Genomic DNA, 24,821 nt, shown 5'->3' on the forward strand with positions numbered 1-24,821 from the left:
GGAATGACTACAGCAGCCCGTACTCCTCCAGCTTGTTGTAGAGCGTGCGCCGGCTGATGCCGAGCAGGCGCGCCGCCAGCGTCCGGTTGTCGCCCGCGCGCCTGAGCGCATCCGCCATCGCCTGGCGCTCCATCTCCTTGCGCTGGGACTCCAGTGTCCGGGCGGAGTCCGTGACAGGCACCGTTGGCGTTTCCAGGGCGCTGACGGAAGGCGTCGCGGCAAAGGGTGCGGGGGACAGGCCTGGCTGGCGCGCCAGCTCTTGAAGGACTTCCCGCCCGCCAATCACCTGCGTGTCGGAGAGCACCACCAGCCGCTCCAGGAAGTTCTGGAGCTGCCGCACGTTGCCGGGCCACGGCTGGGCCCGCAGCGCCGCGAGCCCGTCGGGCATGAGGGTGAAGGGCGGGCGCCCGTTCGTCTTCGCGTGGACCTCCAGGAAGTGCAGGGCCAATGGCTCGATGTCGTCCGGGCGTTCGCGCAGGGCCGGTATCCACACGGGCACCACGTTGAGACGGTAGAAGAGGTCCTCGCGGAAGCGGCCTTCCTTCACGCGCTCTTCCAGGGGCTGATGCGTGGCTGCCACGAAGCGGACGTCCACCTTCACCGTGTGCGTGCCGCCCAGCCGCTCCAGCTCGCGCTCCTGGATGACTCGCAGCAGCTTCACCTGGACAGCGGGGGAGATGTCGCCCACCTCGTCGAGGAACAGCGTGCCGCCATGGGCCAGCTCCACGCGCCCGGGCTTGCGCGTGGCGGCGCCCGTGAAGGCGCCCTTCTCGTAGCCGAACAGCTCGCTCTCCAGCAGGGTGTCCGGCAGCGCCGCGCAGTGCAGCTTCACGAAGGGGCCATCCCGCCGGGGACTGGCGTCGTGAACGGCCTTGGCAGCCAGCTCCTTGCCCGTGCCGGACTCGCCGCGCAGCAGCACCGTGGCTGTACCGGCGGCCGCCTTCGCCAGCACGGCCTGCACGTCCGCCATGGCCCGGCTCCGGCCGATGAAGCCGCCCGTGGGCCGCATCTGCTGGCGTGCCTCCTCGCCCTGCGCGCGCAGCAGCGCCTTGCGGACGGTGAAGAGAATCTCCTCCCGGTCGAAGGGCTTGAGCACGAAGTCCGCGGCGCCCGCCTTCATCGCCTCCACCGCCAGCGGCACCGTGCCATGGGCGGTGAGGAGGATGACGGGCACGTCCGGCCAGCCGCGCGACACCTCCGCGAGCACTTGCAAGCCATCCATGCCTGGCATGCGCACGTCGCTCACCACGACGTCCACCGGCTTGCTCGACAGCAGCGCCAGGGCTTCCTGCCCATCGCGCGCCACATGCGTCGTCAGGCCCGCCTGCGTCAGCAGGGCGCCCAGCACCTTGGCCACGGCGGGGTCGTCGTCGACCAGCAGCACCGTGCCTTTCAATGATTCGTTCACGCGGCTTCTCCCACGCCTGTGCCGCCCAGGCTCGCGTCCGTGACGGGCAGGCGCATCCGGACCACCGTACCGCGCCCCTCCCGGCTTGTCAGGAGCACCTCGCCACCGTGCGCTTCCACCACGCGCCGGACGAAGGCCAGCCCCAGGCCGCTGCCCGTGGCCTTGGTGGTGAAGAAGTCGTCGAAGGCACGCTCGCGCGTCCGGGCGTCCATGCCCTCGCCGGTGTCCTCCACCTCCAGGGCCACGTCGGCACCGTCACGCAGCGCGCGCACGGTGAGGGTGCCACCTTGTGGCATCGCCTCGCAGGCGTTGCGCACCAGGTTCTCCAGGGCGTTGGCCAGCAGGTCCTGGTCTCCCGCGCAGGGTGGCAGGCCGGCGGCCAGCTCCCGGACGATGACGACCTTGCCCGGGCTGGCGAAGGCCTGGAGCGACAGCACGCCCTCCACCAGCCGGCGCAGGTCCACCGGCTTTGGCAGGGGCTCCACGCGCGCCAGCCGCTGATACGTGTCCACCACCCGGTCCAGGCGCTCCACCTGCTCCAACAGCAGGTCCAGGAACTCGCCGTGCCCGTCCCATGGCCGCCCGCGCGCGTGCTCCTCCTTGAGGTACTGCGCGGCGCCCTTCATCGCGGCGATGGGGTTCTTGAGGTCGTGCGCCATCTGCGCGGAGAAGCGGCCCAGCGTGGCCAGCCGCTCCAGTCGCTCGCTCCGGCTGACGTAGGCGGTGACGCCCCGGCGGGTCGCCGCCACCAGGCCGAACGTCACCGCCGTGGTGCAGATGATGAGCGTGCCCGCCTGTGCGACGAAGAGCCGCACCACGGCGAGATAGGCCAGCACCCCCAGCCCCGCGATGCCCGCCGCGTGCAGCGCGAGCCGGGGCGCACCCGGGTCGTCCCCGAAGAGGCCGAAGCGCAGCGCCGCGGTGGCCATCACCGGCAAGCCCAGGAGCGTGCCTACGTGGCCGAGCCGCACCACCTCCAGGCCCAGCTCCGCCGCCAGCTCCGTCATCAGCAGGGCCACCACCAGCGTGAGCCCCAACAGCACCAGGCCCGCGCGGGCGCGCTCATCCGGGTGCCGCGAGCGCAGCACGTGCAATCCCAGGAGCGCGAAGCCTCCACCGAGGATGGGAATGGCCAGCGCGGAGACCAGCAGCCCGAAGCGCAGCGTGAGCAGGTGCGCCTCCAGCGTGGGCGCGCCCAACGCCACCAGCATGGCGAGCGCCAACACGCCGAAGAGGGCATAGGCGCCGTACATGGCCCAGGCGAGGCTCCGTCGCCGTCCCACGAAGGACAGGATGAAGTGCAGCGCGCACGGCACCGTCATCAGGCCCGCGGTGAAGCCCACCAGCCGCCAGCCGTCCTCGTCCGCGCGCACCAGCGCGAAGCCGGAGAAGTTCCACGTCGACAGGGTGATGGACAGCAGCGACAGCGGCAGCGCCAACGGGCTCTTGCCCACGCGCACCAGGGCCAGGCCCGCCAAGGCGAGCTGGCCCGCGCAGGCCAGGAGGCTGATCCACATCCCACCCGTCATGGGGCGCTCCGATGCAGGGGACTAGAGCATGCCCAGCCGGCGCGCGTTGGCCGGCTCCACCGCCGCGGCCTCCCAGCGGCGCACTGCCTGCTCACGCTCGGCTTCGGCGGCATCCGCGTAGTAGCCCAGCGTGTCGTGCAGCGCGCGGCTCAGCTCCTCGATGGCCGCCAGCCGCACGTCCAGCTCGCGGTGGCGCAGCGCGGAGACGAGCCAGTCCGCGCGGCGGCGGCTGCGATTCTCCGCCCACCACGCCGACCACTGACGCGGGTCCAGTCCCAGCGTGGCGCGCGTCACTTCCCGCAGCGCCTCCGCCGAGGCCTGGGCGCACATCTCGTCGTCGCCGCCCGTGAGGCGGATGAGGCCCTCAATCGCGTCGCGGTCATGCAGCGTGCCCAGGGCGCGCGCGGCCAGCGAGCGGCGCAGCGGGTCGCGGCTGTTCAGCTCGTGGCGCAGGTCGCGCAGGGAGGCGTCCAGCCGGGGCAGCTGCTTGAGCGCGGCGGCGGCCACGCGCGCGGCGCTGGAGATGTCCGGCTCCAGGTCGAACAGACCGCGCAGCACGCCGTCCACCAGCTCCACGTAGGGCAGGTTGCCGGCGGTGAGCAGCGCGAAGTAGCGCGTGTCCGCGTCCTGGGAATCCAGCAGCGGCGACACGGCCTGCGCGGCGGGGCGGCCCAGCCGGGACAGCGCGCCGGGGATGGGGCCTAGCTCGTCCGCCTCGGGCAGCTCCACCACGGGCAGCCGGCTCCAGGCGGTGGGGCCAGGGAAGTGCTGGGCCAGCACACGGGCGCTGGCCTCGGGCGAGCGCGCCAGCTCCGCCATGGCGTTGGCGCGCTGCGCGGCGTCCGGACCGGTGAGGCGGCGCAGCAGCGGCGCGAAGTCCGGCGGCGGGCGCTCCTCTTGCGACTGCGCGCGCGGCGGCAGCGCGGCGGCGCGGCCCATGTTGCCGGTGGCACCACGGCCGAAGAAGGGGCTCCAGCCCAGGCCGGCGACCACCGCGGGGGCCGGCGCGGGCGCGGGGGCCACGGGCAGGTCCACGTCGATGGTGAGCTCCATCTCGTCCGGCGCGCGTAGCTCCGACACGCGCTGCTTGCGGAAGAGGATGAGCTCCTGGAAGGCCGCCGGCAGGTCCTGGCAGAACAGGATGTAGTCGGACAGACGGCGCTGGCTGATGGGCCGCTGGCCGCAGTCACCGTAGAGGATGGCCACCAGCCGGCCCTTCACCTCGACCGGGTACAGGAAGACGGTGCGCGGCGTCTGGCGTCCGAACAGCTCCAGGTAGTGCCGCGTGAGCGCGTCCGGGGGCAGCGGGCCCGCGTAGCTGCCGCGGGTGACGGCCACCGTGCGGAAGACGCTGCTGGCATCCAGCGGGATGGACACCTGCGTGAGCTGCTCTCCCGCCATGCCCTCGCCGCGAGCCTCCAGGCCCGTAGCGCCGCCCCGCAGCACGGCGAAGGAGGCGACGTAGTCGAAGGTCCGGCGGCCGAAGCGCAGCGCGACGTCGATGAGGCGGTCGCGGTCCTTGGTGGCTTCCTTCAGCGCGGCGCGCGCCTGGGCCAGCGTCCAGTCCGGTACGTCCTGGCTCGAGGGCGGAGCCGGGGGACGGCTCTCCAGGGAGGCGGGCTTGGGACGGGGCGGCGGCGCGTTCTGCGCGGCGCCGGGGTTCGGGAAGACGAGGAACGCGGGCTCGCTGCGCGGAGCCGCCGCGGGCTTCGGAGGCGGCGCCACCGGCGTGGCGAAATGCAGCGTGGGCGGCGCGGTCGGCTGCGCCGGCGCGGGAGGCCACACCTGCGGCGTCCCGGTGGCGCCGGCCTGGGCCGGAGGCCACACCTGGGGCTGTCCCGAAGCGGGGGCTGCCGTGCCGGACTGCGCCGGTGCGCGTGCTCCCAGCGGGGCCGGAGGGGCGGAGGACGCGGCCGGCTTGGGGGCGGGCGCCGTCGCGGGGGCTCTGGGAGGGAGCGTCGCCGCAGGGGGGCTCGCCGGCGTGGGGAGGTTCGAGCTGGACGGCGCCGTGCCCGGGGCTGGCGCGAAGGGCAGCACCGGAATCTGCGCGGCCTGCGGGTTGGGACGCTGCGCCGGACGCGCGGGCGCTTCGGCCTGCGGCATGTTCAGTCGCAGCGGTGCCCGGACGAAGGCGGGAGGCCCTGGCGGCGGAAGGGGTTCGGTGCCCGGCGTGAGGGCTTCCGGCGGAGGCGGGGGCGGCCGCTGGGGGCTCGCGGGGGCTTCGGGACGAGGGGCCGCTGCGCTGGTCTCCACGGCGAGGGGCTCTTGCGCGACGGAGCGAGCCAACCGCTCCACCATGTCCGCGGTGAGCGACTCCTCTTCCATGGCCGCGGCGGGCGGCGGTGGCGGCGTGGCCGCCTGGGCTTCCGGATCCAACGCCGCCGCGAGCTTCGCGAAGCGCGGGGCCAGGGGCTGGCGATAGATGGTGGAGACCCACTCGCGGACGCGCACCTCGGTGGCCACCCAGAGCTCGAGCGGCTTGCCCAGGAGGAAGCCGACCTCGTCGAGCTCCTTCTTGGGCACCGGGTAGCCGCTGGCGACGTGCAGCGTGTTGCCGTCCAGGGACAGGGGGACGACGCACAGGCGCTCGGCGATTTTGGGCGGGATGAAGGAGGCGACTTCGGGATTGGGCTCGAAGTCCATCAGGTTCACCGGCATGAAGCCGGAGACCTCTCCGAGCATCGCGAGCACATCCGCCTCGCTGGCGACGCCCTGCTCCAACAGCACGGAGTCCACCTGCCCGCCCAGGGTCTGGTGCTGACGCAGCACCTCCCCCGCCCTCTCCTGCGTGAGAAGCATGCGTGAGACGAGGAACTGGGCGAGACGGGCGGGCATGTAGGACGCGGCATCTTACGGCCGCGGCCGCAAGGCACAATGAGCCGGTGGTTCAGCTCGGTTGAACGACGAAGGTGGACGTCAGCTTGTCATGAAGCGTCTGCCCGCGCCGGTCGAAAAGCGCCATCCAGAAGCCACCAAGGAAGAAGACGAAGGACACGCCGGAAAGCAGGGCGCGCACGATGGCTCGTCCCGGTGCCGGGGCGATCCCATGTGTGTCCACCAGCCGCAGCCCCAGGACCAGCCGTCCGAGCGTCCGGCCGTTCCAGAGGAAGGCCGCCACCGCGCAGTATACGAGCGCGAGCACCAGAACGAGGAAAAACCCGGGCAGGAGGATGGTGTGGAAGGCGCGCAGCCAGGCCACGAAGGCATCAAACCCCGTCAGCCCCGCTTCCGGCGTCTTCAGCCCCGTCACCGACGAGGCAAGGGTGATGTAGAGCGCCGCCACGCCGGCGATGGCCGCCGTGTCGATGGTGAAGGAGAGCAGCCGCCGCCACAGGGAGGCCGGGCGGGCGCGCACTTCCGTGACGCCCGAGGCGGACTTGACCTGCGCCTTGGACGGGGGCGCCTTGATGGCCTCGGAGCGCGCCACCCCCACGGACACGCCGGGGAGGAGCGGCTCCATGTGCGGCAGGGCCGAAGGGGCCGCGGCCGGGGACTCCATCGGCGGGAGACCCGTGGAGGCGGCTTCCGCGTGCTCCATGCGAGGCAGTCCGGAGGTAGACGCGGCGGGAGGCGCCGCCTGCTCCATGCGGGGCAGGCCCGCGGGAGGCGCCGCGTGCTCCATGCGGGGCAGGCCAACGGGCGCGATAGAAGGAGCCGCCAGCTGTGCCGGGGCCTGCGGGCGCGGCGCGGGCGCCACCGGCGGCGTTCCATAGGCCGGCGTCATGGGAGAACCCGTCGCGGGCTGGGGCTGAGCGGCGCGCGGCGCGGCGGCTCCTGGCTGAGGCGGGCGCGGCGCGGCGTGAGGCAATGCGGCTCCCGCATGCGGAGGTGCAGCGCCAGGCTGCGCGGACCGAGGTGCGGCCTGCTGAGGCGCGGTGGCGCCCGGCGGCGAGGCGTGGGGGAGTGCGGCACCGGGCTGCTGAAGCGCGGCGGCACCGGGCTGCGCGGCGCGGGGCGCAGCCTGCTGGGGCGCGGCTACGGGCTGAGCGGGACGAGGCGCGGCGACACCCGGCTGAGCGGCGCGAGGCGCGGCGACACCCGGCTGAGCGGCTCCGGCCTGCTGAGGCGCGGCGGCACCGGGCTGCGGGGCGCGGGGCGCGGCCTGCTGAGGCGCGGCGGCCCAAGGGGCAGCGGCACTCGGCTGCGCGGCACCGGCCTGCTGGGGCGCGGCACCCGGCTGCGCGGCGCGGAGGGCGGCGGCACCCGGCTGTTGTAGTGGCCGGGGCGTGGCGGCGGGCTGCGCCGCGCGAGGCATGGCGGGGCCCGGCAGCGGCGTGGACAGGGGGGCGACGGAAGGGGGCGGCGGCGGCGCATGCTGCGCCAGGTCGGCGAACGCGGGCGTGCCCGGGAGCGTCGACAGCTCTTCCTCGCGTTGCTCCGTGCGGCGGTCGATGCGGATGTCGCGATCGAGGAGGCTGGGCACTCCGGGTGAGCGGACAGTGACGGTGTCGCAGGCCGCGCACTCACCCACGGGTGGAAGCATGGCACCGCACTTCAAGCACTTGGACAACGGACTCCTCCCGGCTGGACGACTGCTACATGAAAAGACAGCCATGAGCCGGGGGCAAGAAAAGTGCGAGCCCCCGAGGTCCCTCGCTCGAAGGACCGTCAGGGGCTCATCACCGTGTCATGCGCGTGTCCCACGGGGGACATCGCGTGGAGAGTCCTTCACTCTCAGGCATGTACCCGTCGCCGCCCGGCTGCGCCCACCAGCAGGAGCACGACGATTGCGCCAATCACCGACATGATGATGCCTGAAGGCCTCAGGTCGAAGAGCCGACCATCACGCTGGAACAGCGAACCGACAAGGCCGCCCACGAGCGAACCGACCATGCCGAGCAAGGTCGTTGCGATGAGCCCCATGCTCTGCTTCCCGGGGAGGATGGCGCGGGCGATGAGACCCGCGATGAGGCCGATGACGATGAATGCGATGATCCCCATGAGTGTCTCTCCTGTGTTGAGGGTCCCCCTGAGGTCCCCTACGGCAGAAACGTAGGAATCATCTTCGGACAGTGTGAACCGCCCACGCCGTGCGGTCGGCTGCCCCCCTACTACCCGAGTTCGCCGTCCAGGTGCATCATCACCGCCAGCGCCGCGAGCGCCGCCGTCTCGGTACGGAGGATGCGCTTGCCCAGGGTGACTGGCCGCGCGCCCAGGGCCTTCAAGGCGTCCACTTCTTCACGCGCAAGCCCCCCTTCGGGGCCAATCACCAGTGCCACGGCGGTGCCCGCGCCCGCGGCCCGGAACGCTTCGCCCAGGGGCACGGCCGACTCTTCCTCGTCGAGCACGAGCAGCACGGTGCCCGCGGGCAGCGAGCGAGCCGCATCCAGCAGTGGGGCGGGCGTGGCCACGCGTGGCACGTCGTTCCTGCGGCACTGCCGCGCGGCCTCCTCGACAATCTTCGTCCACCGGGAGGTGCGCTCCTCCGCGCGCTTGGGCTCGAGCTTCACGACACTTCGCGCCGTGGCCACGGGGTGGAAGGCGGTGGCGCCCAGCTCGGTGCCTTTCTGGAGCACCAGCTCCAGCTTGTCGCCCTTGGGCAGCCCTTGAAGGATGCTGACCTCGCGGCGCGGGGGGGCCACGCGCGCGGTGCCCAGCGTCACGCGCACGACATCCGGCGTGACGTGGGCGACGCGGGCCTCGAAGGCCCGGCCCTTCCCGTCGAAGACCTCCAGCGCGTCGCCTTCCTCCAGCCGCAGGACATGCAGGAGGTAGTGACGACGCTCGCCGGTCAGCTCCACTTCAGCGGGAGCGGGCTCGGGCAACGGGGCGAAGAGGCGGACCAAGGCGATTTCTCCAGAGCGCGGGGGGCTGGACTCTGACCCTGGGGGCCACCGACTTCAAGGTGTCAGGTCGGCAGACAGTTGCTCCGTACGCGTCCTGGCAGGCGCAAAAGATGCGCTGACTGCGGAAGCCTGGGGCGCTCGCTGTCCGTGGGGGAGTTGAGGCACGATAGCGGGCAGTGCTCGTCACCATGCGCCGCAGCGACAAAGGCACATCACACTCCAACGAAGATGTGGTGCTGGCAACCAGCTCGCTGCAGGGCGAGCGCCGCGTGGCCATCGTCCGCGTCCTGGTGGTGTTGCTGATGGTGGTCAGCCAGGTCGTCATCGCCTGGGGCGGCGGGGAGACGTACTCGGCACCGGTGGACGGCGTGCGCCTGCAGGCGATGGCCGCGTACGTGCTCTTCTCCGTCGTCGCCATCGTCGTGCTGCTCCTCCAGAAGCCGCACCCGAACCGGGCCCGGTGGTTGCCCGTGCCCACGGCGCTGGCGGACACCAGCTTCTTCTCCTTCATGGCGTGGCACACCTGGCGCATCTCCGGCGTCTTCGATGCCGGCATGTTGTGTGCCAGCCTGGGCATGGTGCTGGCGTTCTCCGTGGTGCGCTACTCGTGGTGGCACGTGCTGCTGTCCACGGTGTTGTCCAGCGGTGCCTACGCGCTGGTCGCGTGGATGACGGGGCACGGCTCGGTGGCGCGCACCAGCTTCGTCCTCATTTGCTACGCGGCCCTGGGCGCGCTCATCGCGCTGACGAACTCGGACGTGGGCGGCATGTTCCTCAACCTGCGCCGCCGCGACGGCCTGTCCCGCTTCCTGCCCCGGCAGGTGGTGGAGCGGGTGATGCAACTGGGGGATGACTCCCTCCAGCCGGTGCAGCGCGACGTCACCATCCTCTTCAGCGACATCCGCGACTTCACCACGCTGAGCGAGACGCTGGAACCGGGACAGGTGCTGGAGTTGCTGGACGACTACTTCGGGCACATGGCCCACATCGTCATGGCGCGCCACGGCATCGTGAACAAGTTCCTGGGTGACGGGATGCTCGCGTGCTGGGGCGTTCCGGATGCGCGCGAGGACCACGCGGAGCTGGCCATCCGGGCGGCGCTCGACATGCGCGCCAAGCTGGAGGACATCAACGCCCAGCGCGTGCAGCGAGGCCTGCCGCCGCTGCGCATCGGCATCGGGCTGCACACTGGCATGGTGGCGGCGGGCATGCTCGGCGGCGCCGAGCAGCACGAGTACACCGTCATCGGTGACGCGGTGAACCTGGCGTCTCGCGTGGAGGGCCTCACCAAGTCACACGGCGTGGACATCCTGGTGAGCGAGCGGACGTGGCAGATGAGCGGCGGGCACTTCATGGGCGAGCGCCTGGGCGAAGCGCACGTGAAGGGCCGGCGGGAGTCCGTGGTCGTCTACTCCCTGCACGGCCCGCGCACCCATGAGGACGTACCGCCCGTACTCAAGGCCGCGGCGGGCACGTAGCGCCTTGCCGCGGCTTGGGCGCTCAGGCGGGCTGTGACACGCCGGGGCCCGTCGTCACCTCGGCCCGCAGCGTCTGCTTCATGCCCAGGGAGAACAGGGCCACGGTGAGCAGGTAGACGGGCTCGATGAAGAAGAGCAGGGGCCCGCCCAGGGACAGGCCATGCGTCTTCTTCTCGAAGACGACGTGCGCGCCGACGACGAGCGCGAAACGCACGGCCATGACGCCCACCGCCACCGCGGCGGCGGTGCCCACCGGAAACCTCGCGACGACGGCCTCCGCGGCGAGCAGCGTGGGCGCCAGGGGCAGTGCCATCAGCAGCCCCGCCGTCCACTCCAAGGAGAGGGCGTAGAGGACCACCGCGAGCAGCAGCACGTGCGCCGCCGTGAGCGCCACGTCACCCACGGGCATCCGGACGAAGCTGAGCGGAACGAGCAACGCGAAGATGAACATGTAGGCCCCCACGAAGTGCACGGCGCGGCTGACGCCGTTCTCATGCAGGGGCAACCAGACGCGCAGCTTGTCGGCGAAGCTCGTCATGGCGTGGGACTACGCGCGGACCGGCGTGGTGGCGGCCTGCTGCTGCGGCTTGAGGACGTAGTCGCCCAGGAGCACCGCCACGAAGAAGAGCGGACCCACCAGCGCGTGCACCAGGTTGGTGAGGAAGGAAGGCGACTTCTTCTCCCACACGCTGTGCCCGGCCAGCTGCACCAGCCACGCGAACGCGGCGATGACCACCACGCTCCACGTGGGCATCATCCGGCCCACCGGGAAGCACGCGGCCATGAAGAGCACCACGATGATGCCCAGCTTCACGTCGGCGCGCAGGTACCAGACGGTGGCCAGGGCCAACACCACCATGCCCAGCGTCAGCGAGCCGCCGGGAATCGCGGGCACCGCCAGCAGGTGCACCCAGTCCAGCATCGCGACGATGTGGAGCACGATGAGCGGGATGGCGATCTTGTGCGTCAGCCGGTTCGTCGGGTGCTGATGCGAGGAGTAGTACTCGTCGAAGAGGGCGACCACATGGGGCTTGAGCATGCGTCCTCCGGAAGCGAAGGGGTGTGGATGCTCCGCAGCGTAGGGGAAGTGGCGCCGGGTTTCCTGGCCGCGGACGCCAATCTCCTGGCCGAGCACGCCACCCGGGCTCAGCCCGCGTCAGGCCTTTCGCGCCAGACGCGGGGCGTCATGCCCGTCCACCGCTTGAAGGCGCGGTCGAAGGTGCTCAGCTCCGAGTACCCCAGGAGGAAGGCCACCTCGCTGACCCCCAGGTGCGCGTCCCGCAGGTAGTCGAAGGCCAGCTCACGGCGCACTGCGTCGACCTCGTCCTGGAAGGACGTGGCGTGTTCGGCGAGCCGGCGCTGGAGGGTGCGGGGGCTGACGTGGAGCTGCCGGGCCACGTCGCCCATCTGCGGCGCTCCGTCGCGCAGGGAGGCACGGAGGGCGTCGCGGACCTGTTGCAGGAAGGGGGGCGTGGGGGGCGCCGACGGCGGCTCGGCGGCGGGTGTGCCGGCGGCGCGCTCCAGGACGGAGAGGAGGACGGGGTCCGCGTCCACCACGCGCAGCGCCAGCGTGGCCGCGTCCAGCGTCAGGGCGTTGCGGCCCGCGTCGAAGGCCGGGGTGACGCCGAAGTGCTCCTCGAGCGGGCGGAGGTCCGCGGGGGCGGGGTGGGCGAAGGAGATGTGGCGCGGATTCCACGGGTGTTCGGTGAGCTGTCGCCCGACGTGGACGAAGAGGGCCAGTCCGAACTCGCTGGCGTGGCGGCCGTAGGCCAGGGGCTCGCCGGGGATGCCGTAGACGAAAGTGCCGCTGCCGTCCGCTGCGTCCTGGAAGGAGGCGCGCCAGGCGGGCTCCAGCAGCGCCATGTACCGGGCCAGCGCGCGGAAGGTGTCGCGGACGGTGGGGGAGGCCCGGGCGATGTACTCCACCAGTCCGTAGTTTCCGCGCGGGACTCGCTGCGCCACGTGCAGGCCGAGGAAGGCGTCTTCGGACAGGGCCTCGGCCGCGTCGAGGAAGGCGTGCAGGGTGGCCAGCGGGAGGGTGACTTCGGGCAGTGCGCTCGCGTTGACGGGCAGCCCGAAACGCTCCACCAGCGGGGACGGGTCGCGCCCCGTCGCGCGCAGGTAGGCGAGCATCGGTCCCACGAGCTGGGAGCGGACGTCGGTTGGTGGCCGGGAAGGGGGCGGCGTCTCCACGCGGGCGGGACGCTACCGTGTCTCGGGCGCGGGGCCCACCTCCCTGGAGAGGCGCCTGCCAGTGCGGGCATGTCTAGAGTGGCGGCATGGACAATCTGGCTCACTCGCTCGTCGGCGCGTGGATGGCGGAGGCGGGGCTGAAGCGCACCACGCCGCTGGCCACCGCGACGCTCGTCATCGGCGCCAACCTGCCGGATGTCGATGGCCTCGTCACCCTGGCGGGCTCGGATGCTTCGCTCTACTGGCGCCGGGGCTGGACGCACGGTGTGCTCGCCCTGGCCTTGTGGCCCTTTGTTCTCACCGGGTTGATGCTGCTCTGGGACCGGTACGTGCGCAGGCGCAGGCATCCGGACCTGCCGCCGGCTCGCTTCGGGCCACTGCTGGTGTTGTCCACGTTGTCGGTGCTGAGCCACCCCGCACTGGATTGGCTCAACACGTATGGCGTCCGACTGCTGATGCCCTTTGACGGGACGTGGTTCTACGGCGACGCGCTCTTCATCATCGACCCGTGGGTGTGGCTGCTCGCGGGCGCCGCCGTCATCATGGCGGATGCGCGCACGCGCAGGTCCGCCGCAGGGTGGGTGGTGCTCGGAGTGGCCTCCACCGCGCTCATCATGGTTCCCGCGTTCGTCCCGTGGCCCGCGAAGGTGATGTGGGCCGTGGGCGTGGCCGCCATCGTCTGGTTGCGGCTGCGTGGGACCCACGTCCTCTCCGCGCAGCGTGTGGCCCAGGTCTGCGGCGTGGGCCTGTTGCTCTACCTGGGGGCCATCTTCGTGGGCTCGCAGGTGGCCGCGCCGCGTGCGCTGGAATGGCTCCGCTCGCAGAGCCTCCCCGTGGAGCGCGCCATCGCGGGACCGCTGCCGGCCAACCCCTTCGTGCGGGACATCATCGCCTTGGGGCCGGACCGCTACCACTTCGTCCGAGCCGACTTCCTGGCGGACGACGCAGGCCGCTTCCGCATCAGTGACGCCAGCGTGCCGCGTGAAGCCCAGCCCGGGCCCGTCATCCAGGCCGCGTTGTCGGCGCCGCAGATTCGAGGGCTGGCCAACTGGCTGCGCCTGCCCACGTATCAAGTGGATGAGCGCGCCGATGGATGGCGCGTCACCATCCGCGACGTCCGTTACTCCCGGATGCAGAGCGGCGGCTTGGGCACGGCGGTGGTGGTGCTGGATGGTGCGCTGCGCCCCGTCCGGGTCGAACGGCCGTAGGGGCATGTCCTCCGCCGCTCGCGATGCCGGGCGGGAGGTGGAGCCGGTGTCAAGGCAGGCGCCTGCGAGCGATGCCTGGCACCCCAGGGCCGCCGTCCCCGCGCATTCCTCACGGGGACGGCGCCCGGCGTTTCACTCAGCGCTGCAGGTCGATGCGCACCCATTCGCCCTGGGTGGCGCCGGTCAGCACGGTGAGGCCCAGGTTGCGGTAGGCGGCCTCCACGTCCACGCGCTGGTGGGAGAGCACACCCGCCAGCACGAGCCGGTCCTTCGTCTTCGCCACAATCAGCGGGGCCAGCTCGATGAGCGTGTTGGCCAGAATATTGGCGAGCACCAGGTCGAAGGTGCCCTCCACCTGGGTCAGCTCCTTGCCGGAGACCTCGATGTCCGGCGTACCGTTCTCCACCTGGTTCTCCTGCGCCAGCTCCACGGAGATGGGGTCGTTGTCGGTGGCCACGGTGCGGCCCGCGCCCAGCTTCTTCGCGGCGATGGCCAGCACGCCCGTGCCGGTGCCCACGTCCAGGACTGCGGCGCCCGGGTGCTCCGCCATGTACGCGTCCACCGCGGCCAGGCACAGGGACGTCGTCGGGTGGTCGCCGGTGCCAAAGGCCATCTTCGGCTCAATCACGAGCTGTACGGTGCCCGCGGGCGCGTTCGCCTTGTCCCACGGCGGACCGACCCACAACCTGCCCACATGCACGGACTTGATGAGTGACTTCCACTCGTTGCTCCAGTCCTGCTGGGGCTGTTCATCCAAGGTGAGCTTCGCCTCGGGGAAGGATTCCGCTACCTCGTCACGGGCGGACTCGGCCGTGTCGCGCTCGTCGAAGTAGCCAATGATGATGGCCTCGCCAGGGTTCGGTCCGCGCACGCCCGGCATGAGGGGCGCTTCGCGGTCCCGCACCTCGAGGCCCAGCGCGCCCGACTCGTGGAGGAGGTCCTGTACGGCCTCGGACGCTTCCTCGGGCAACTCCACTGTGAGTGACAGATAGGTCTGGGACATGCGGGCCCTTTAATCCCAGCGTGGCTAGCGTGGAAGCGCCGTGAGATGCCTCATTCGCTGGTGGCCCCTGATCTGCCTGACTGCCTGCTCGGGTCCGGACGCGCCGGATGCCGCGGTCTGTCGGGATGTCGTCGTCCGGCTTTGCCGGTCGGCGGCGGCCTGTCCCGGCGTGGCGGTGCAGCTTGACCTGGGGCTGAGCTGCGAGGCCACCCTCCTCCAGCGGACGGGCTGCGAGGGCGACGCCTTTGCCTTCGCAACTCCCTCGCGGGAGCGCGTCTTGGAGTGCCGCGAGCCTCTGCTCAGCTGGGGCACGTCCACGGACCATCCCCCGACCTGTGCGGACGCGACGCGGTTTCTCACCGAGTGCCCGGATGTCGCGGGCTTCTTCCGGGAGGGCCAACCATGAAGCGTCTGGGGGCGGCGGTGTTGGTGATGGCGGTGGGGTGCGCGCCGCTGGACGTGGAGCGGAGGACGGAGCGCGGGCCGCTCTTGCGGACCTACTCCCAGGAGAAGGCGCTGAACGAGCGCATCCCCTTCGCCACGACGCAGGTGCAGTGGCCCCAACTCACGCTGGCGTTCTCCTCGTCGGACATCTGCCGCACCGAGCAGCATGGGGAGTACGCGGAGGACATCATCTCCACGCACAGCAACACGGGCGCGGCGGCGGCGGTGAGCACCGGAGGCATTCTCACGGTGCTGGGCGGGACGCTGCTGGTGGGCCGCACGCTGTTCTCGGACACGCCGAACCGCTCCGCCATCGATGAGCAGGGCCGTTACGGCGCCTCCAGCCGCGACGTCGCCACGGGGTGGGGCTTGGGGCTGCTCATTGTCGGTGTACCCGCGGTGGTGGCCGGCATCGTCCAAATCTCCCGCAGCGGCGAGACGCGGGAGACGCGCAAGACGGATGAGTTGCTGTCCTTGCGCGAGGTGCCCTGCCAGCCCAAGCCCGTGGACGGCGTGGTGGAACTGGCGGGAGGGCCGGGCCCGCAGCTTCCACCCCGGCTCACCCTCAACGGGGCGCTGGTGCTGACGGCGGACGAGGTTCGGCGGCTGTCCTTCGTCGGACTGGCGCTGGATGGCACGCCCGTCACGCTGGAAGAAGAGGACCTGGACCGGCTGGAGACCTTCCGCACCTGCGCGACGCTGCTGGCCACGCCGGTGGACCCGGAGGCGCTGGCCGGAGAGGCACGCTCACACCCGGACCGACTGCGGATGAAGCGGGAGCTGGCACGGGGCTGCACGACGCTTCCGGGCGCTCCGGCACAGCCCCTGCTCGAAGCCATCGAAGGCGCCCTCGGGAGCACCGCCCTCTAGGGGCGGCGCGTCTTCCCGAGGGACACCGGGTCGCTACGGGCCGACGATGGCCAGCGCGCTGCGGTCGAAGTTGATGATTCTTCGCGCCACATCGCGCACGTCGTCCGCCGTCACCTTGGCGACGTGGTCCGCGTAGTGGAGGAAGTTCTCCAGGCCCAGGCCGTAGCAGGTGTCCAGCGCCAGCACCGCCGCACGCGAGCCGTTGCGCTGCAGGCCAATCTCGTGCGTGCCAATGAGGTGCTGCTTGGCGCGCGCGAGCTCCTCGGCGGGGATGGGCTCGTCGCGCACGCGCTCCAGCTCCGCGCGGATGCCGGCCAGCGCCGCGTCCACCTTCTCAGGACTGGTGCCCATGTACGTGGCGAAGTAGCCCGGATCCACGCCTTCGATGGCGAACGAGCTGACGCTGTACGCCATGGAGCGCTTGTCCCGCAGCTCCACGAAGAGCCGCCCGCCCTGGCCGGACAGCACCGTGGAGAGCACCTCCAGCGCGTGCTGCCACGGGTCGCCCACCCGGCCGCCCGGGAAGCCGAGCACCAGGTGCGCCTGGGCCCGCGCCAACACCTTCTTCGCCTCGCGAGGCCCGTCCAGCGGCGCCTCCAGGGGCACCTTCGGCGGCGGGGCCGCCTTTCCGCGTGACGTGCCGAAGTACTCGCGCGCCAGGGCCATGACCTCGTCCACCTTCACGTCACCCACCACGCTGAGCGTCAGCTGCGACGGGTCCATGTGCGCCGCGTGCCACGCGCGCAGCAGCTCCGGCGTCAGCTTCTCCACGGACGCCTGCTCACCTGAGGTGGGCAGCCGGTAGGGGTGCGTGCGGTAGATGGTCTTGCTGAACAGGTCGAAGGCCACGCTGGACGGCTTGTCCTCGCGCGTGAGGATGTCCTGGAGCAGCAGCGTGCGCTCGCGGGCGACCTCGGCCTCCGGGAACGAGGGATTCAGCAGGCAGTCCGCGAAGAGACGGAAGGCCGGCTCGAAGTGGCGCGACAGGAACTCGCCGCGCAGGCCCACCGAGTTGCGTCCGCCCTGGCCACCCAGGCTGCCCGCGTACGCGTCGATGAGGTCGGAGACCTCCTCCGCGTCGTGCGTCGGCGTCCCCCGCGTGATGCTGCGGGTGAGCAGCGTGGTGATGCCGTTGTCCTCCGGCGTCTCGTAGCGCAGACCGCCCGCGAAGGCGGCGCGAATGGCGAACAGCGGCACCGCGGGCTCCACGCGCACGACAATCGTCGCGCCCGACGGCAGCTTCTCCGTGATGATGTCGCTGGGGCCAGAGCCCGCGCCCTTCAGGATGCGCACCGGCGAGTCACCCACGGCCACCTTGCGCGGCTTGCGCTCGGGCGGCGCCGCGGCGGGCTCGCGGTCCACGGCATCCAGCACCTCGTGGACCTGCGCCTCCGTCAGCGGCGTGCCCTCCGGCAGCAGGCCGGTGACGACGGCGCGGTCGAAGCGCAGGTAGCGCTCGGCGGCGGCGCGCAGGTGCTCGGGCGTGAGGTTGCGCACGGCCTCGTAGTAGCGGGCCTCCGCCTCCAGGCTGCCCATGCCGGACTGGTAGAAGCCCATCTTCCGGGCCACGCCCTGCACCGTCTCGCGCTGGTACACGGCCTCTGCTTCCACCAGCGCCTTGGCCGTGGCCAGCTCCTCCGCCGTCACCGGCATGGCGCGCAGCGTGGCCAGTCCCCGCGCCGTCTCCTCCAGCGCCCGGACGGCGTTGGCGGGCTGGAGCGTCAGCGACGCGGAGAAGATGCCCGGGTCCGTGGGCGTATAGGCGAAGGTGTGGATGTCGTTGACCAGGTTCTGGCGGCGCTTCACCTCGCGCACCAGCCGGGACGCGTCGCCCTGGCCGGCAATCATCGCCAGCACGTCCAGCGCGGGCACGTCCTCGTGGTCCGCCTGGGGAATCCCAAAGGCCAGGTGGAGGTAGGCCTCCTTCACCTCGTCCGGGCGCAGCAGGACGCGCCGGCCCGCGGCCACGGGCTCTGGGGCGCGCGCTACCCGGCCCTCATACGGCCGGCCCCAGTCGCCGCCGAAGATGTCGTCCACCCACTCGCGCAGGTCCGCCTCGCGCAAGTCTCCCGCCACCGACAGCACCAGGTTCTTCGGCGTGTAGTGACGGTGGTAGAACTCCAGCACCTTCTCCCGCGTGAAGCCGCGCACGCTCGCGTCGGTGCCGATGACGGGCAGCCGGTAGGGGTGCACCTGGTAGGCGGTGGAGAAGAGGTCGCGCGAGGCACGGCGGGACGGCGTGTCCTGGCTGCGCTTGATTTCCTCGCACACCACCTCGATTTCGCGCGACAGCTCGTCCGCGTCGAAGGCCGACCGGCGCACCGCATCGCCCAGGATGTCCAGGCCCATCCGGGCGAACTGGCTGGCGATGACGATGTGGTAGACGGTCTGGTCGTAGGAGGTCCAGGCGTTGATTTCGCCGCCGTGGGACTCCACGTCCCGGGCGACCTCACCGGGGCCGCGCCGCTCGGTGCCCTTGAAGAGCATGTGCTCGTGCAGGTGGGCCAGCCCCGCCTGGTCCGGCCGCTCGTCGGCGCTCCCGGCCTTGACCCAGACCTGGAAGGCCGCGACCTTGGCGGCGTGCTGCTCCTCGAAGACAACGGTAAGCCCGTTGGGTAGCGCGTAGCGGATGGCCATAGAAACTTCCGAAGCTGTCACCGGCCCACCGAGAGGGCAAGGCGAGGTGTGATGTTTTCCCTCACTGGCTAACGCCCGGGAGCCTCGGCGTCGAGGGGACTGTACGGCTGCCGTCCGACCGGATGGATGGACTTCGGACGCGCCCATGCCCACGCGTCTCTGGTGGTGAGCCCGTCCGGGGGGTAACCTGCGCCCGCCCATGCCGTCACCTCCGGAAGAGGTGGATCCGCTCGCGGACCTGCGCGAAAGCCTGGACCTGGAAGACACCGGTGCCTCGGTGGCCCCCGCCGCCCCCGCCCCCGTGGCCTCCAGGCCCTTGCCGAAGCCACCGCCCTCGGCTCCACCGCCCGCCGCTCCGCCTCCGTTGCCGCCGCGCCGCCCGGCCGCCCCCCTGGCCGCCGTGCCCAAGGGCACGGGAGTGCCCGCGTCCCCGAAGGCGCCCGCGTCCCCGGCTGCCGCTGTTGCTGCCCCCGCCGTCCGCGCCGCGCGGGCCCCGGGGAATGATCCATTCGGTGAGCCGCCCGAAATCCGGATGCCCATGGGCGGCTCGCCCGAGGACAAGCTGGAGTATTTCCGGGCCGTGGTCCGCCAGAAGACGGAGACGCTGGCGCGGGCCCGCACGCTGTACGCGGAGCGCGACGGCGAGCTCAACGGCGTGAAGCAGTCGCTGACGCTGGCGCGCAAGGAGCTGGCGGAGTCGAAGGCCAGTGTCTCCGCCTTCCAGGAGGAGCTGGCCCGGGCGGCGGCGGAGTCCCAGTCGCGGCTCGCCAGCCTCCAGGAAGAGCTCACCGCGGTGGAGGCGGACCGCAAGGACCTGTCGCGCGCGCTGGCGGAGGTCGAATCCGACGTGCCGCGCCTGACGGCGGAGCTCCAGGAGGAGCGCGAGGCCCGCGGCGCGGTGGCCGAGGAGCTGATTGGCGCGAAGGAGGCGCTGTCGCTGGCCCAGGACCGCGTGGCGGAGCTGGCCGCGGAGAAGTCCGAAGCCCAGGGCGCCCTGGAGGCCGTCCAGGAGCAGTACCAGCAGGCCATCGCCGACGTGGAGCGGCTGACCACCGACCTGGAGGCCGCGTCGGCGGAGAAGGACTCGCTGAGCCTGCGCGCCGCGCAGTTGGAGGCCGCGCTGGCGGAGGCCCAGTCCGGGCTGAGCGCGCTGGAGAGCGAGAGCGACTGGTCGAAGAGCTCGCTGGAGGAGGCCCAGGGCCGCGCGGGCACGCTGGAGGCCGAGCGCGACGAGGCGCGCAAGCAACTGGCGGTGGTGGAGGATGGGCTGCGCACCCTGCAGGAGCAGGTGGCGGAGCTGGAGCGCTCGCTGGCGTTGAAGGACGCCGAAATCGTGGGCTTGCGCGCGGCGCTCACCGCGCGCACCACGGAGGCCGCGGAGCTGCCCGCGCTGCGTCAGGCGCTGGAGGCGCGCACCGCGGAGCTGACCCAGCTCAAGGCGAAGCTGGAGGCGGAGGCGGCCAAGGCCGAGGAGCGCTCACTGGCCCTGGAAGAGGGGCTGGCGCAGGCGAGTGAGCGGGCGCAGCTGGCGGAGGGGGAGGCCGCTGCGCTGAAGGAGGCGCTGGAAGCCGCCGAGGTGGAGCAGGTGTCGCTGCGCGACCGCATGGAAGCGGACGCGGCGGCGCTGGGCGAGGCGGTGCAGCAGGCCGAGACCAAGGTATCGGAGCTGACGGCGGCGGTGGAGGCCGCGCACGCGGACCATGCGTCGTGGAAGGAGCAGCTCGCCGCGATGGAGCTGAAGGCGGCCACCAAGGACGCCGAGCGCGTCGGCCTGGCCGCCCGGGTGTCCATGTTGGAGGCGGCGTCCGGCCAGCGCGAGGCGGAGTTGGTTCGGCTGCAAGCGGAGGTGGCGAAGGCCCACGAGGCGCTGGCGCTGGAGCGTGCGCGCCGCGAGGCGGCGGAGGCCGAGCGCACCGATGCGGAGGTGAAGGCGGCCCAGGCCGAGGCCCAGGTGGAATCGCTGGCGGTGGGGCAGGGCGGCGCCGAGGCGCAGGTGGTCTCGCTCACCGAGGAACTGGAGGCCGCGCGCGCCGAGGCGGACAAGGTGGAGCGTCTCCAGGGCCGGTTGAAGATGATGGAGGGGGCCTTGGAAGGCGCGAAGGCCCAGGCCGCGTCGGCCGGCAAGTCGGACGCGGCGCGCGCCGCGGCCGAGGCGAAGCTGGCTCGCGCGGAGGCGTCGCTGAAGGCCGAGGAGCAGAAGCGGGCCGGCATGGAAGCCTCGCTGCAAGCGGAGCAGGAGGCACGGCAGGCGCTCGAGGCGAAGCTGGCGGAGCATCCGGTGACTCCCTCCCAGAGCGCGGGTGCGCCAGCGGACTGGGAGGCGGAGCGCGAGCAGCTCAAGGCGGACGCGGCCAACCTCAAGCGCAAGCTGGTGGCGGCCGAGACAGCGCTCGAGAACGCGGCGGGCTACAAGGCGAAGATTGCCCGGCTGGAGGCGCAATTGAAGGGCAAGAGGTAGAGGTTTTTCCTTCATGCCTTTCGACGCGCCAGTGGATGCCCTCACGGGAATGCCGGCGGCCCGCTTCGGGCTGTACCTGCATTTCCCGTACTGCCTCGCGAAGTGCCCGTACTGCGACTTCGCGGTGGCGGTGGCGCGGCAGGTGCCGGAGGAGCGCTACGCCCGCGCGGTGCTGGCGGAGCTGGACACCCGGCTGGCCGCCGAGCCCTCGCTCGCGGGGAAGGTGCTCGACTCCATCTTCCTGGGCGGTGGGACGCCGTCCCTGTGGCACCCGCGCTACGTGGCCCAGGTGCTGGACGGCATCGCCGCGAGGCTGCGGGTGGCGCCTGGCGTGGAGGTGTCGCTGGAGGGCAATCCGGAGCGCGCGGACGCGGAGCGCTTCGCGGGCTACCGCGCGGCGGGGGTGAACCGGCTGTCGCTGGGCGTGCAGTCCTTCCAGCCGGAGACGCTCAAGGCGCTGGGGCGCGCGCATGACGCGGCCATGGTGGAAGGGGCCGTGGACGCGGCCCGGAGCGCGGGCTTCCCGGTGGTGGCCATGGACTTCATCTATGGCGTGCACGGGCAGACGGTGGCGCAGGTAGAGGCGGATGCGCGCCGGGCGGTGGCGCTTGCTCCCGAGCACCTGTCCACCTACGCGCTGACGGTGGAGCGCGACGTGCTGGCGGAGGACACGCCCCTGTCGAAGCGGCTCAAGCGCGGCGAGCTGGAGCTGCCGCCCGACGACACCGTGGTCGATATGGCGCGGGTGGTGCGCGAGGTGTACGGGGCGGCGGGCCTGCACCGCTACGAGGTGTCCAACCACGCGCGGCCAGGGTTCAGCTCGCGCCACAACGCGCTGTACTGGACGGGCGGGGAGTACCTGGCGCTGGGCGTGGGGGCCACGGGCATGTTGCTGTCGCCGCAGCCGCACCGGTACGTGAACCTGCGCAGCGCGGAGCGCTACCTCGTGGAGGCGGAGGCGGGACGGCTGCCAGAGGAAGGCCGCGAGCCGCTGGGCCCGGAGGAGCTCTTCGCGGAGCGCCTGGCCATGGGCCTGAGGCTGGTGTCGGGCGTGGACTGGGAGGCCGTCTGCGAGCGATATGGGCAGCTGGTGGAGCCCCGGCGGGTGGAAGTCGCGCGGCTGGTGGCGCATGGCTTCGCGACACTGCGGGACGGGCGGCTGGCATTGACGGAGAAGGGCGCGGACGTCCACAGCGCCGTGTGTGCGCGGCTGCTCTAGGCGGCGTCCACTGGAACGGATTTCGAGAGGCGTATGAGCAAGTGGATACTGTGGATGTTCCTCACCCTGCTGACGGGCAGTCCGCTGCTGTCGCTGGGCCTCATCATCGTCATCATCTTCGTGGCGGACCGCTTCACGTGGCAGGTGCTGCCCAGCCCGGTGCGGCTGCTCAAGCGCTTCCAGCGCGCGGGACAACTGGCGGGCACCATCCTCACCAACCCGCATGAGCGGCGCGCGCGGCACGAACTGGCGGACATCCGCGTGGAGCAGCGCCGCTACGCCGAGGCGGTGGACATCCTCAAGCCCAACCTGGAGGCGGGCGACGAGGACGTGGACACGCTGTACCTGCTGGGCGTGGCCTACCTGGGCGCCGGTGATTCCCAGCGCGGCGAGCTGCTGCTGGACGAGGCGGCGAAGCTGGACGCGGACCACAAGCTGGGCGCCATCGACCTGGAGCGCGGCCGCTTCCGGCTGAAGCGCGGCGACGTGCCGGGCGCGGTGGAGGCGCTGGAGCGCTATTGCAAGGTGCGACACGGCACGGTGGAAGGCCGCTATCTGCTGGCCAAGGCCCTGAGCCGGGCGGGCCGCGGCGACGACGCGAAGCGGATGCGCGACCTGGCCTGGTCCGAATACGTGGTGGCGCCCCGGTTCCAGCGGCGCCGGGAGCGCAAGTGGGCCTGGCGCGCGCGGCCCAGCCGGCCGTTGATGTACGCGGCGGCCGTGGCCCTGGTGCTGGGCCTGCTGGCGTCCATGCTGCCCCGGTTCGGAATGACCCCGGAGCGAGGCTACGGCGGCCGCTACGACTCCGGCGCGTATGGCGAGCCACCCAGTGCGTTGGGGATGGAGGAGTACCAGGGCGAGTAGCGCTAGGCTCTCGCCCATGTTCCCCACGCCGTCGCAGGTCCTCCGCCAGCGGGAGGGAGTACTGGCCGATACGCCGTTCCCCCTGCTGCTTCACGCGCTGATGGGGGAGGAGCGCACCTGCACGTTGGAATTGAAGGTGCGGCAGCGGGAGAAGCGCATCGTCTTCGAGGACGGCGCGCCGGTGGCATGCCAGTCCAACCTCCTCCACGAGACGCTGGGCAAGTACTTGGTGGAGAAGGGCAAGCTGTCGGAGACGGACTACCAGAAGGCGCTGGCGGAGAGCATCTCCGCGGAGGTGCCGCTCAGCGGCCTGCTGGTGCAGAAGGGCCTCATCAGTCCCTTCGATTTGTACAAGCAATTGCAGGCGAACCTGGCGCACAAGCTGCTGGACTGCTTCCGCTGGGTGGACGCGAAGTACCGGCTCATCGCCGACGTGGAGCCTCCGGACGCCAGCGTGCGGACGAACACGGGCCAGCTCATCCTCACGGGCGTGGCCAATGTGATGCCTTTCGACGCGGTGGCCACGCACTTCACCTTCACGGACGAGCGCCGCTTCGGGCAGATGCCGGGCACGGAGGCGGGGCTGAAGCTGTCATCGAAGGACGCGCGGCTGTTCCAGGCGCTCCGGTTGCGCCCCACCTTCGGTGAGCTGATGGAGCGCACCGGCTTCGACACGGAGGTGGTGCTCCGGCGGTTGTACGCGCTGTGCCTGCTGGAGGTCGCGGGCTTCGTGGAGGACGTGGACGCGAAGGCGGCCCGGCTGAGCGCGGGGAAGGGGAAGGCGCCCGCCGCGCCCGAACCGGTGGCGCCTCCGGTGGCGGCGCCAGCTCCGCAGGGGACGCCGTTCTCCGACGAGGACGAGGCGGCGCGCAATGCATTGGTGAGCGCCTTCATGTCGCACCGGAGCAAGGACCCCTTCGCGCTGTTGGACGTGCCCGAGGACGTGCAGCCGGTGCCGCTGCGTAAGGCCTTCCTGGCCCTGGCGGATCGCTACGCGCCTCTGCGCTTCCATACGCCGGAGCTCCGCGAGAAGGCGGAGGTGCTGCTGGCGGCCCATGCGAAGGCGTTTGGCGCGCTGTCGGACGCGGAGCAGAACCTGCTGTGGCGCAAGCGGCGCGCGGCGCATCGGGAGAAGGACCGGGGCACGCGGCCCACCACGGCCGAGCAGTTCCGCATCCGCACGGACTTGCTGGACGCGACCACGCAGTTCGACGAGGCGAAGCGCCGGCTGGCCGCGCGGAACCACGCGGGGGCCTTCGAGTACTTCGAGTACGCTTGCGACATCGACCCGAAGCCGCTGTACCAGGCCTACCGGGCCTACGCGCGCTATCTGATGAAGCCGGAGGCGCACGGACGGCTGGCGCAGCAGGAGTTGCAGGAGGTGCTGCGCCAGGAGCCCACGCTGGAGGAGGGCTGGGCCTTCCTGGGTGAAGTGGCCCAGGGCGAAGGCCAGTGGGGGCAGGCCGAAGACGCGTTCCGCAGGGCGTTCAAGCTGAACCCGAAGAACCGCCGCTACGTCGAACTCATCCAGGAGATTGTCCGGCGGCGCTAGGCGAGCCCATGTCTGGCCGCCTGCCTGACAGGGTTTGTCTGGTGTTGGGTTTGGGGCCATTTCCAGTCCCTCTGGGTGGCGTCTGTCTGGCGTCCGACAGTGGATGTCATTATTTGCGGTCCGGGAGGGGCCTGGGTTTTCCTTTTTGCGGGGGGCGCTAGGTAGTCTTTGG

Annotated in this window: 19 protein-coding genes; 8 read left to right on the forward strand and 11 right to left on the reverse strand. The window is 71.6% G+C overall.

Annotated features, from left to right (window positions below):
- Positions 1–7: 7 nt before the first annotated feature.
- The 4 genes from OZ403_RS05760 to OZ403_RS05775 are packed head-to-tail and all read right to left on the reverse strand — an operon-like array spanning position 8 to position 6,661.
- Positions 8–1,408, reverse strand: coding sequence for a sigma-54-dependent transcriptional regulator (locus OZ403_RS05760; RefSeq protein ID WP_174259202.1), 1,401 nt, complete (start codon positions 1,406–1,408; stop codon positions 8–10).
- Positions 1,405–2,937, reverse strand: a complete 1,533-nt coding sequence (locus tag OZ403_RS05765) for a sensor histidine kinase (protein WP_140788034.1) — start codon at positions 2,935–2,937, stop codon at positions 1,405–1,407. Before OZ403_RS05765 ends, OZ403_RS05760 begins: the two co-directional genes overlap by 4 nt.
- A gap of 21 nt (positions 2,938–2,958) precedes the next feature.
- On the reverse strand, positions 2,959–5,772 hold the full coding sequence (locus OZ403_RS05770) for a FrgA protein (RefSeq protein ID WP_268783657.1): 2,814 nt from the start codon (positions 5,770–5,772) through the stop codon (positions 2,959–2,961).
- A gap of 52 nt (positions 5,773–5,824) precedes the next feature.
- Entirely contained in the window at positions 5,825–6,661 is an 837-nt protein-coding gene (locus OZ403_RS05775) for an RDD family protein (RefSeq protein WP_268783658.1), read from the reverse strand.
- Between the two features lie 96 nt (positions 6,662–6,757).
- Here OZ403_RS05775 and OZ403_RS05780 point away from each other — a divergent pair, with 96 nt between their 5' ends.
- Complete coding sequence (locus tag OZ403_RS05780) at positions 6,758–7,153, forward strand: hypothetical protein (protein ID WP_140788038.1); 396 nt, start codon at positions 6,758–6,760, stop codon at positions 7,151–7,153.
- A 458-nt stretch (positions 7,154–7,611) separates the two neighbouring features.
- On the opposite strand, the gene OZ403_RS05785 is transcribed toward OZ403_RS05780, so the two are convergent.
- The gene (locus OZ403_RS05785) at positions 7,612–7,878 is read right to left on the reverse strand and encodes a GlsB/YeaQ/YmgE family stress response membrane protein (protein ID WP_090484944.1); all 267 of its coding nucleotides are present in this window, start codon (positions 7,876–7,878) and stop codon (positions 7,612–7,614) included.
- A 110-nt stretch (positions 7,879–7,988) separates the two neighbouring features.
- Entirely contained in the window at positions 7,989–8,723 is a 735-nt protein-coding gene (locus OZ403_RS05790) for a 16S rRNA (uracil(1498)-N(3))-methyltransferase (RefSeq protein WP_140873457.1), read from the reverse strand.
- Positions 8,724–8,956: 233 nt separating this feature from the next.
- Here OZ403_RS05790 and OZ403_RS05795 point away from each other — a divergent pair, with 233 nt between their 5' ends.
- The gene (locus OZ403_RS05795) at positions 8,957–10,201 is read left to right on the forward strand and encodes an adenylate/guanylate cyclase domain-containing protein (RefSeq protein WP_237078069.1); all 1,245 of its coding nucleotides are present in this window, start codon (positions 8,957–8,959) and stop codon (positions 10,199–10,201) included.
- Between the two features lie 22 nt (positions 10,202–10,223).
- Here the strand turns inward: OZ403_RS05795 and OZ403_RS05800 are convergent, their stop codons facing one another.
- From OZ403_RS05800 to OZ403_RS05810, 3 genes are all read right to left on the reverse strand, one after another.
- Positions 10,224–10,739 (reverse strand): Mpo1-like protein, encoded by a 516-nt coding sequence (locus OZ403_RS05800; protein WP_140797411.1) that lies wholly within the window; start codon positions 10,737–10,739, stop codon positions 10,224–10,226.
- A gap of 9 nt (positions 10,740–10,748) precedes the next feature.
- Positions 10,749–11,240 (reverse strand): Mpo1 family 2-hydroxy fatty acid dioxygenase, encoded by a 492-nt coding sequence (locus tag OZ403_RS05805; protein ID WP_140788047.1) that lies wholly within the window; start codon positions 11,238–11,240, stop codon positions 10,749–10,751.
- Positions 11,241–11,347: 107 nt separating this feature from the next.
- On the reverse strand, positions 11,348–12,394 hold the full coding sequence (locus tag OZ403_RS05810; protein ID WP_442929759.1) for an AraC family transcriptional regulator: 1,047 nt from the start codon (positions 12,392–12,394) through the stop codon (positions 11,348–11,350).
- A gap of 86 nt (positions 12,395–12,480) precedes the next feature.
- Between OZ403_RS05810 and OZ403_RS05815 the strand changes: the two genes are divergently transcribed.
- On the forward strand, positions 12,481–13,602 hold the full coding sequence (locus OZ403_RS05815) for a metal-dependent hydrolase (RefSeq protein WP_268783660.1): 1,122 nt from the start codon (positions 12,481–12,483) through the stop codon (positions 13,600–13,602).
- 136 nt (positions 13,603–13,738) lie between these two features.
- Here OZ403_RS05815 and OZ403_RS05820 read toward each other — a convergent pair whose 3' ends face one another.
- A complete protein-coding gene (locus OZ403_RS05820) occupies positions 13,739–14,605 on the reverse strand; it encodes a 50S ribosomal protein L11 methyltransferase (RefSeq protein ID WP_268783661.1) in 867 nt (288 codons plus the stop codon).
- A gap of 402 nt (positions 14,606–15,007) precedes the next feature.
- On the opposite strand from OZ403_RS05820, the gene OZ403_RS05825 reads away from it, so the two are divergent.
- Entirely contained in the window at positions 15,008–15,919 is a 912-nt protein-coding gene (locus OZ403_RS05825) for a hypothetical protein (RefSeq protein ID WP_268783662.1), read from the forward strand.
- Between the two features lie 33 nt (positions 15,920–15,952).
- Here OZ403_RS05825 and OZ403_RS05830 read toward each other — a convergent pair whose 3' ends face one another.
- Complete coding sequence (locus OZ403_RS05830; protein WP_268783663.1) at positions 15,953–18,556, reverse strand: M16 family metallopeptidase; 2,604 nt, start codon at positions 18,554–18,556, stop codon at positions 15,953–15,955.
- Positions 18,557–18,755: 199 nt separating this feature from the next.
- On the opposite strand from OZ403_RS05830, the gene OZ403_RS05835 reads away from it, so the two are divergent.
- The 4 genes from OZ403_RS05835 to OZ403_RS05850 are packed head-to-tail and all read left to right on the forward strand — an operon-like array spanning position 18,756 to position 24,649.
- Entirely contained in the window at positions 18,756–21,014 is a 2,259-nt protein-coding gene (locus OZ403_RS05835) for a plectin 1 isoform 8 (RefSeq protein ID WP_268783664.1), read from the forward strand.
- 13 nt (positions 21,015–21,027) lie between these two features.
- On the forward strand, positions 21,028–22,233 hold the full coding sequence (gene hemW / locus OZ403_RS05840) for a radical SAM family heme chaperone HemW (protein ID WP_268783665.1): 1,206 nt from the start codon (positions 21,028–21,030) through the stop codon (positions 22,231–22,233).
- Between the two features lie 33 nt (positions 22,234–22,266).
- Positions 22,267–23,097, forward strand: coding sequence for a tetratricopeptide repeat protein (locus OZ403_RS05845; protein ID WP_140788063.1), 831 nt, complete (start codon positions 22,267–22,269; stop codon positions 23,095–23,097).
- A 16-nt stretch (positions 23,098–23,113) separates the two neighbouring features.
- The gene (locus OZ403_RS05850; protein ID WP_268783666.1) at positions 23,114–24,649 is read left to right on the forward strand and encodes a DUF4388 domain-containing protein; all 1,536 of its coding nucleotides are present in this window, start codon (positions 23,114–23,116) and stop codon (positions 24,647–24,649) included.
- Positions 24,650–24,821: the final 172 nt, after the last annotated feature.

It is taken from the genome of Myxococcus sp. NMCA1 (assembly GCF_026810205.1).
Classification (GTDB): Bacteria; Myxococcota; Myxococcia; order Myxococcales; family Myxococcaceae; genus Myxococcus; species Myxococcus xanthus_A.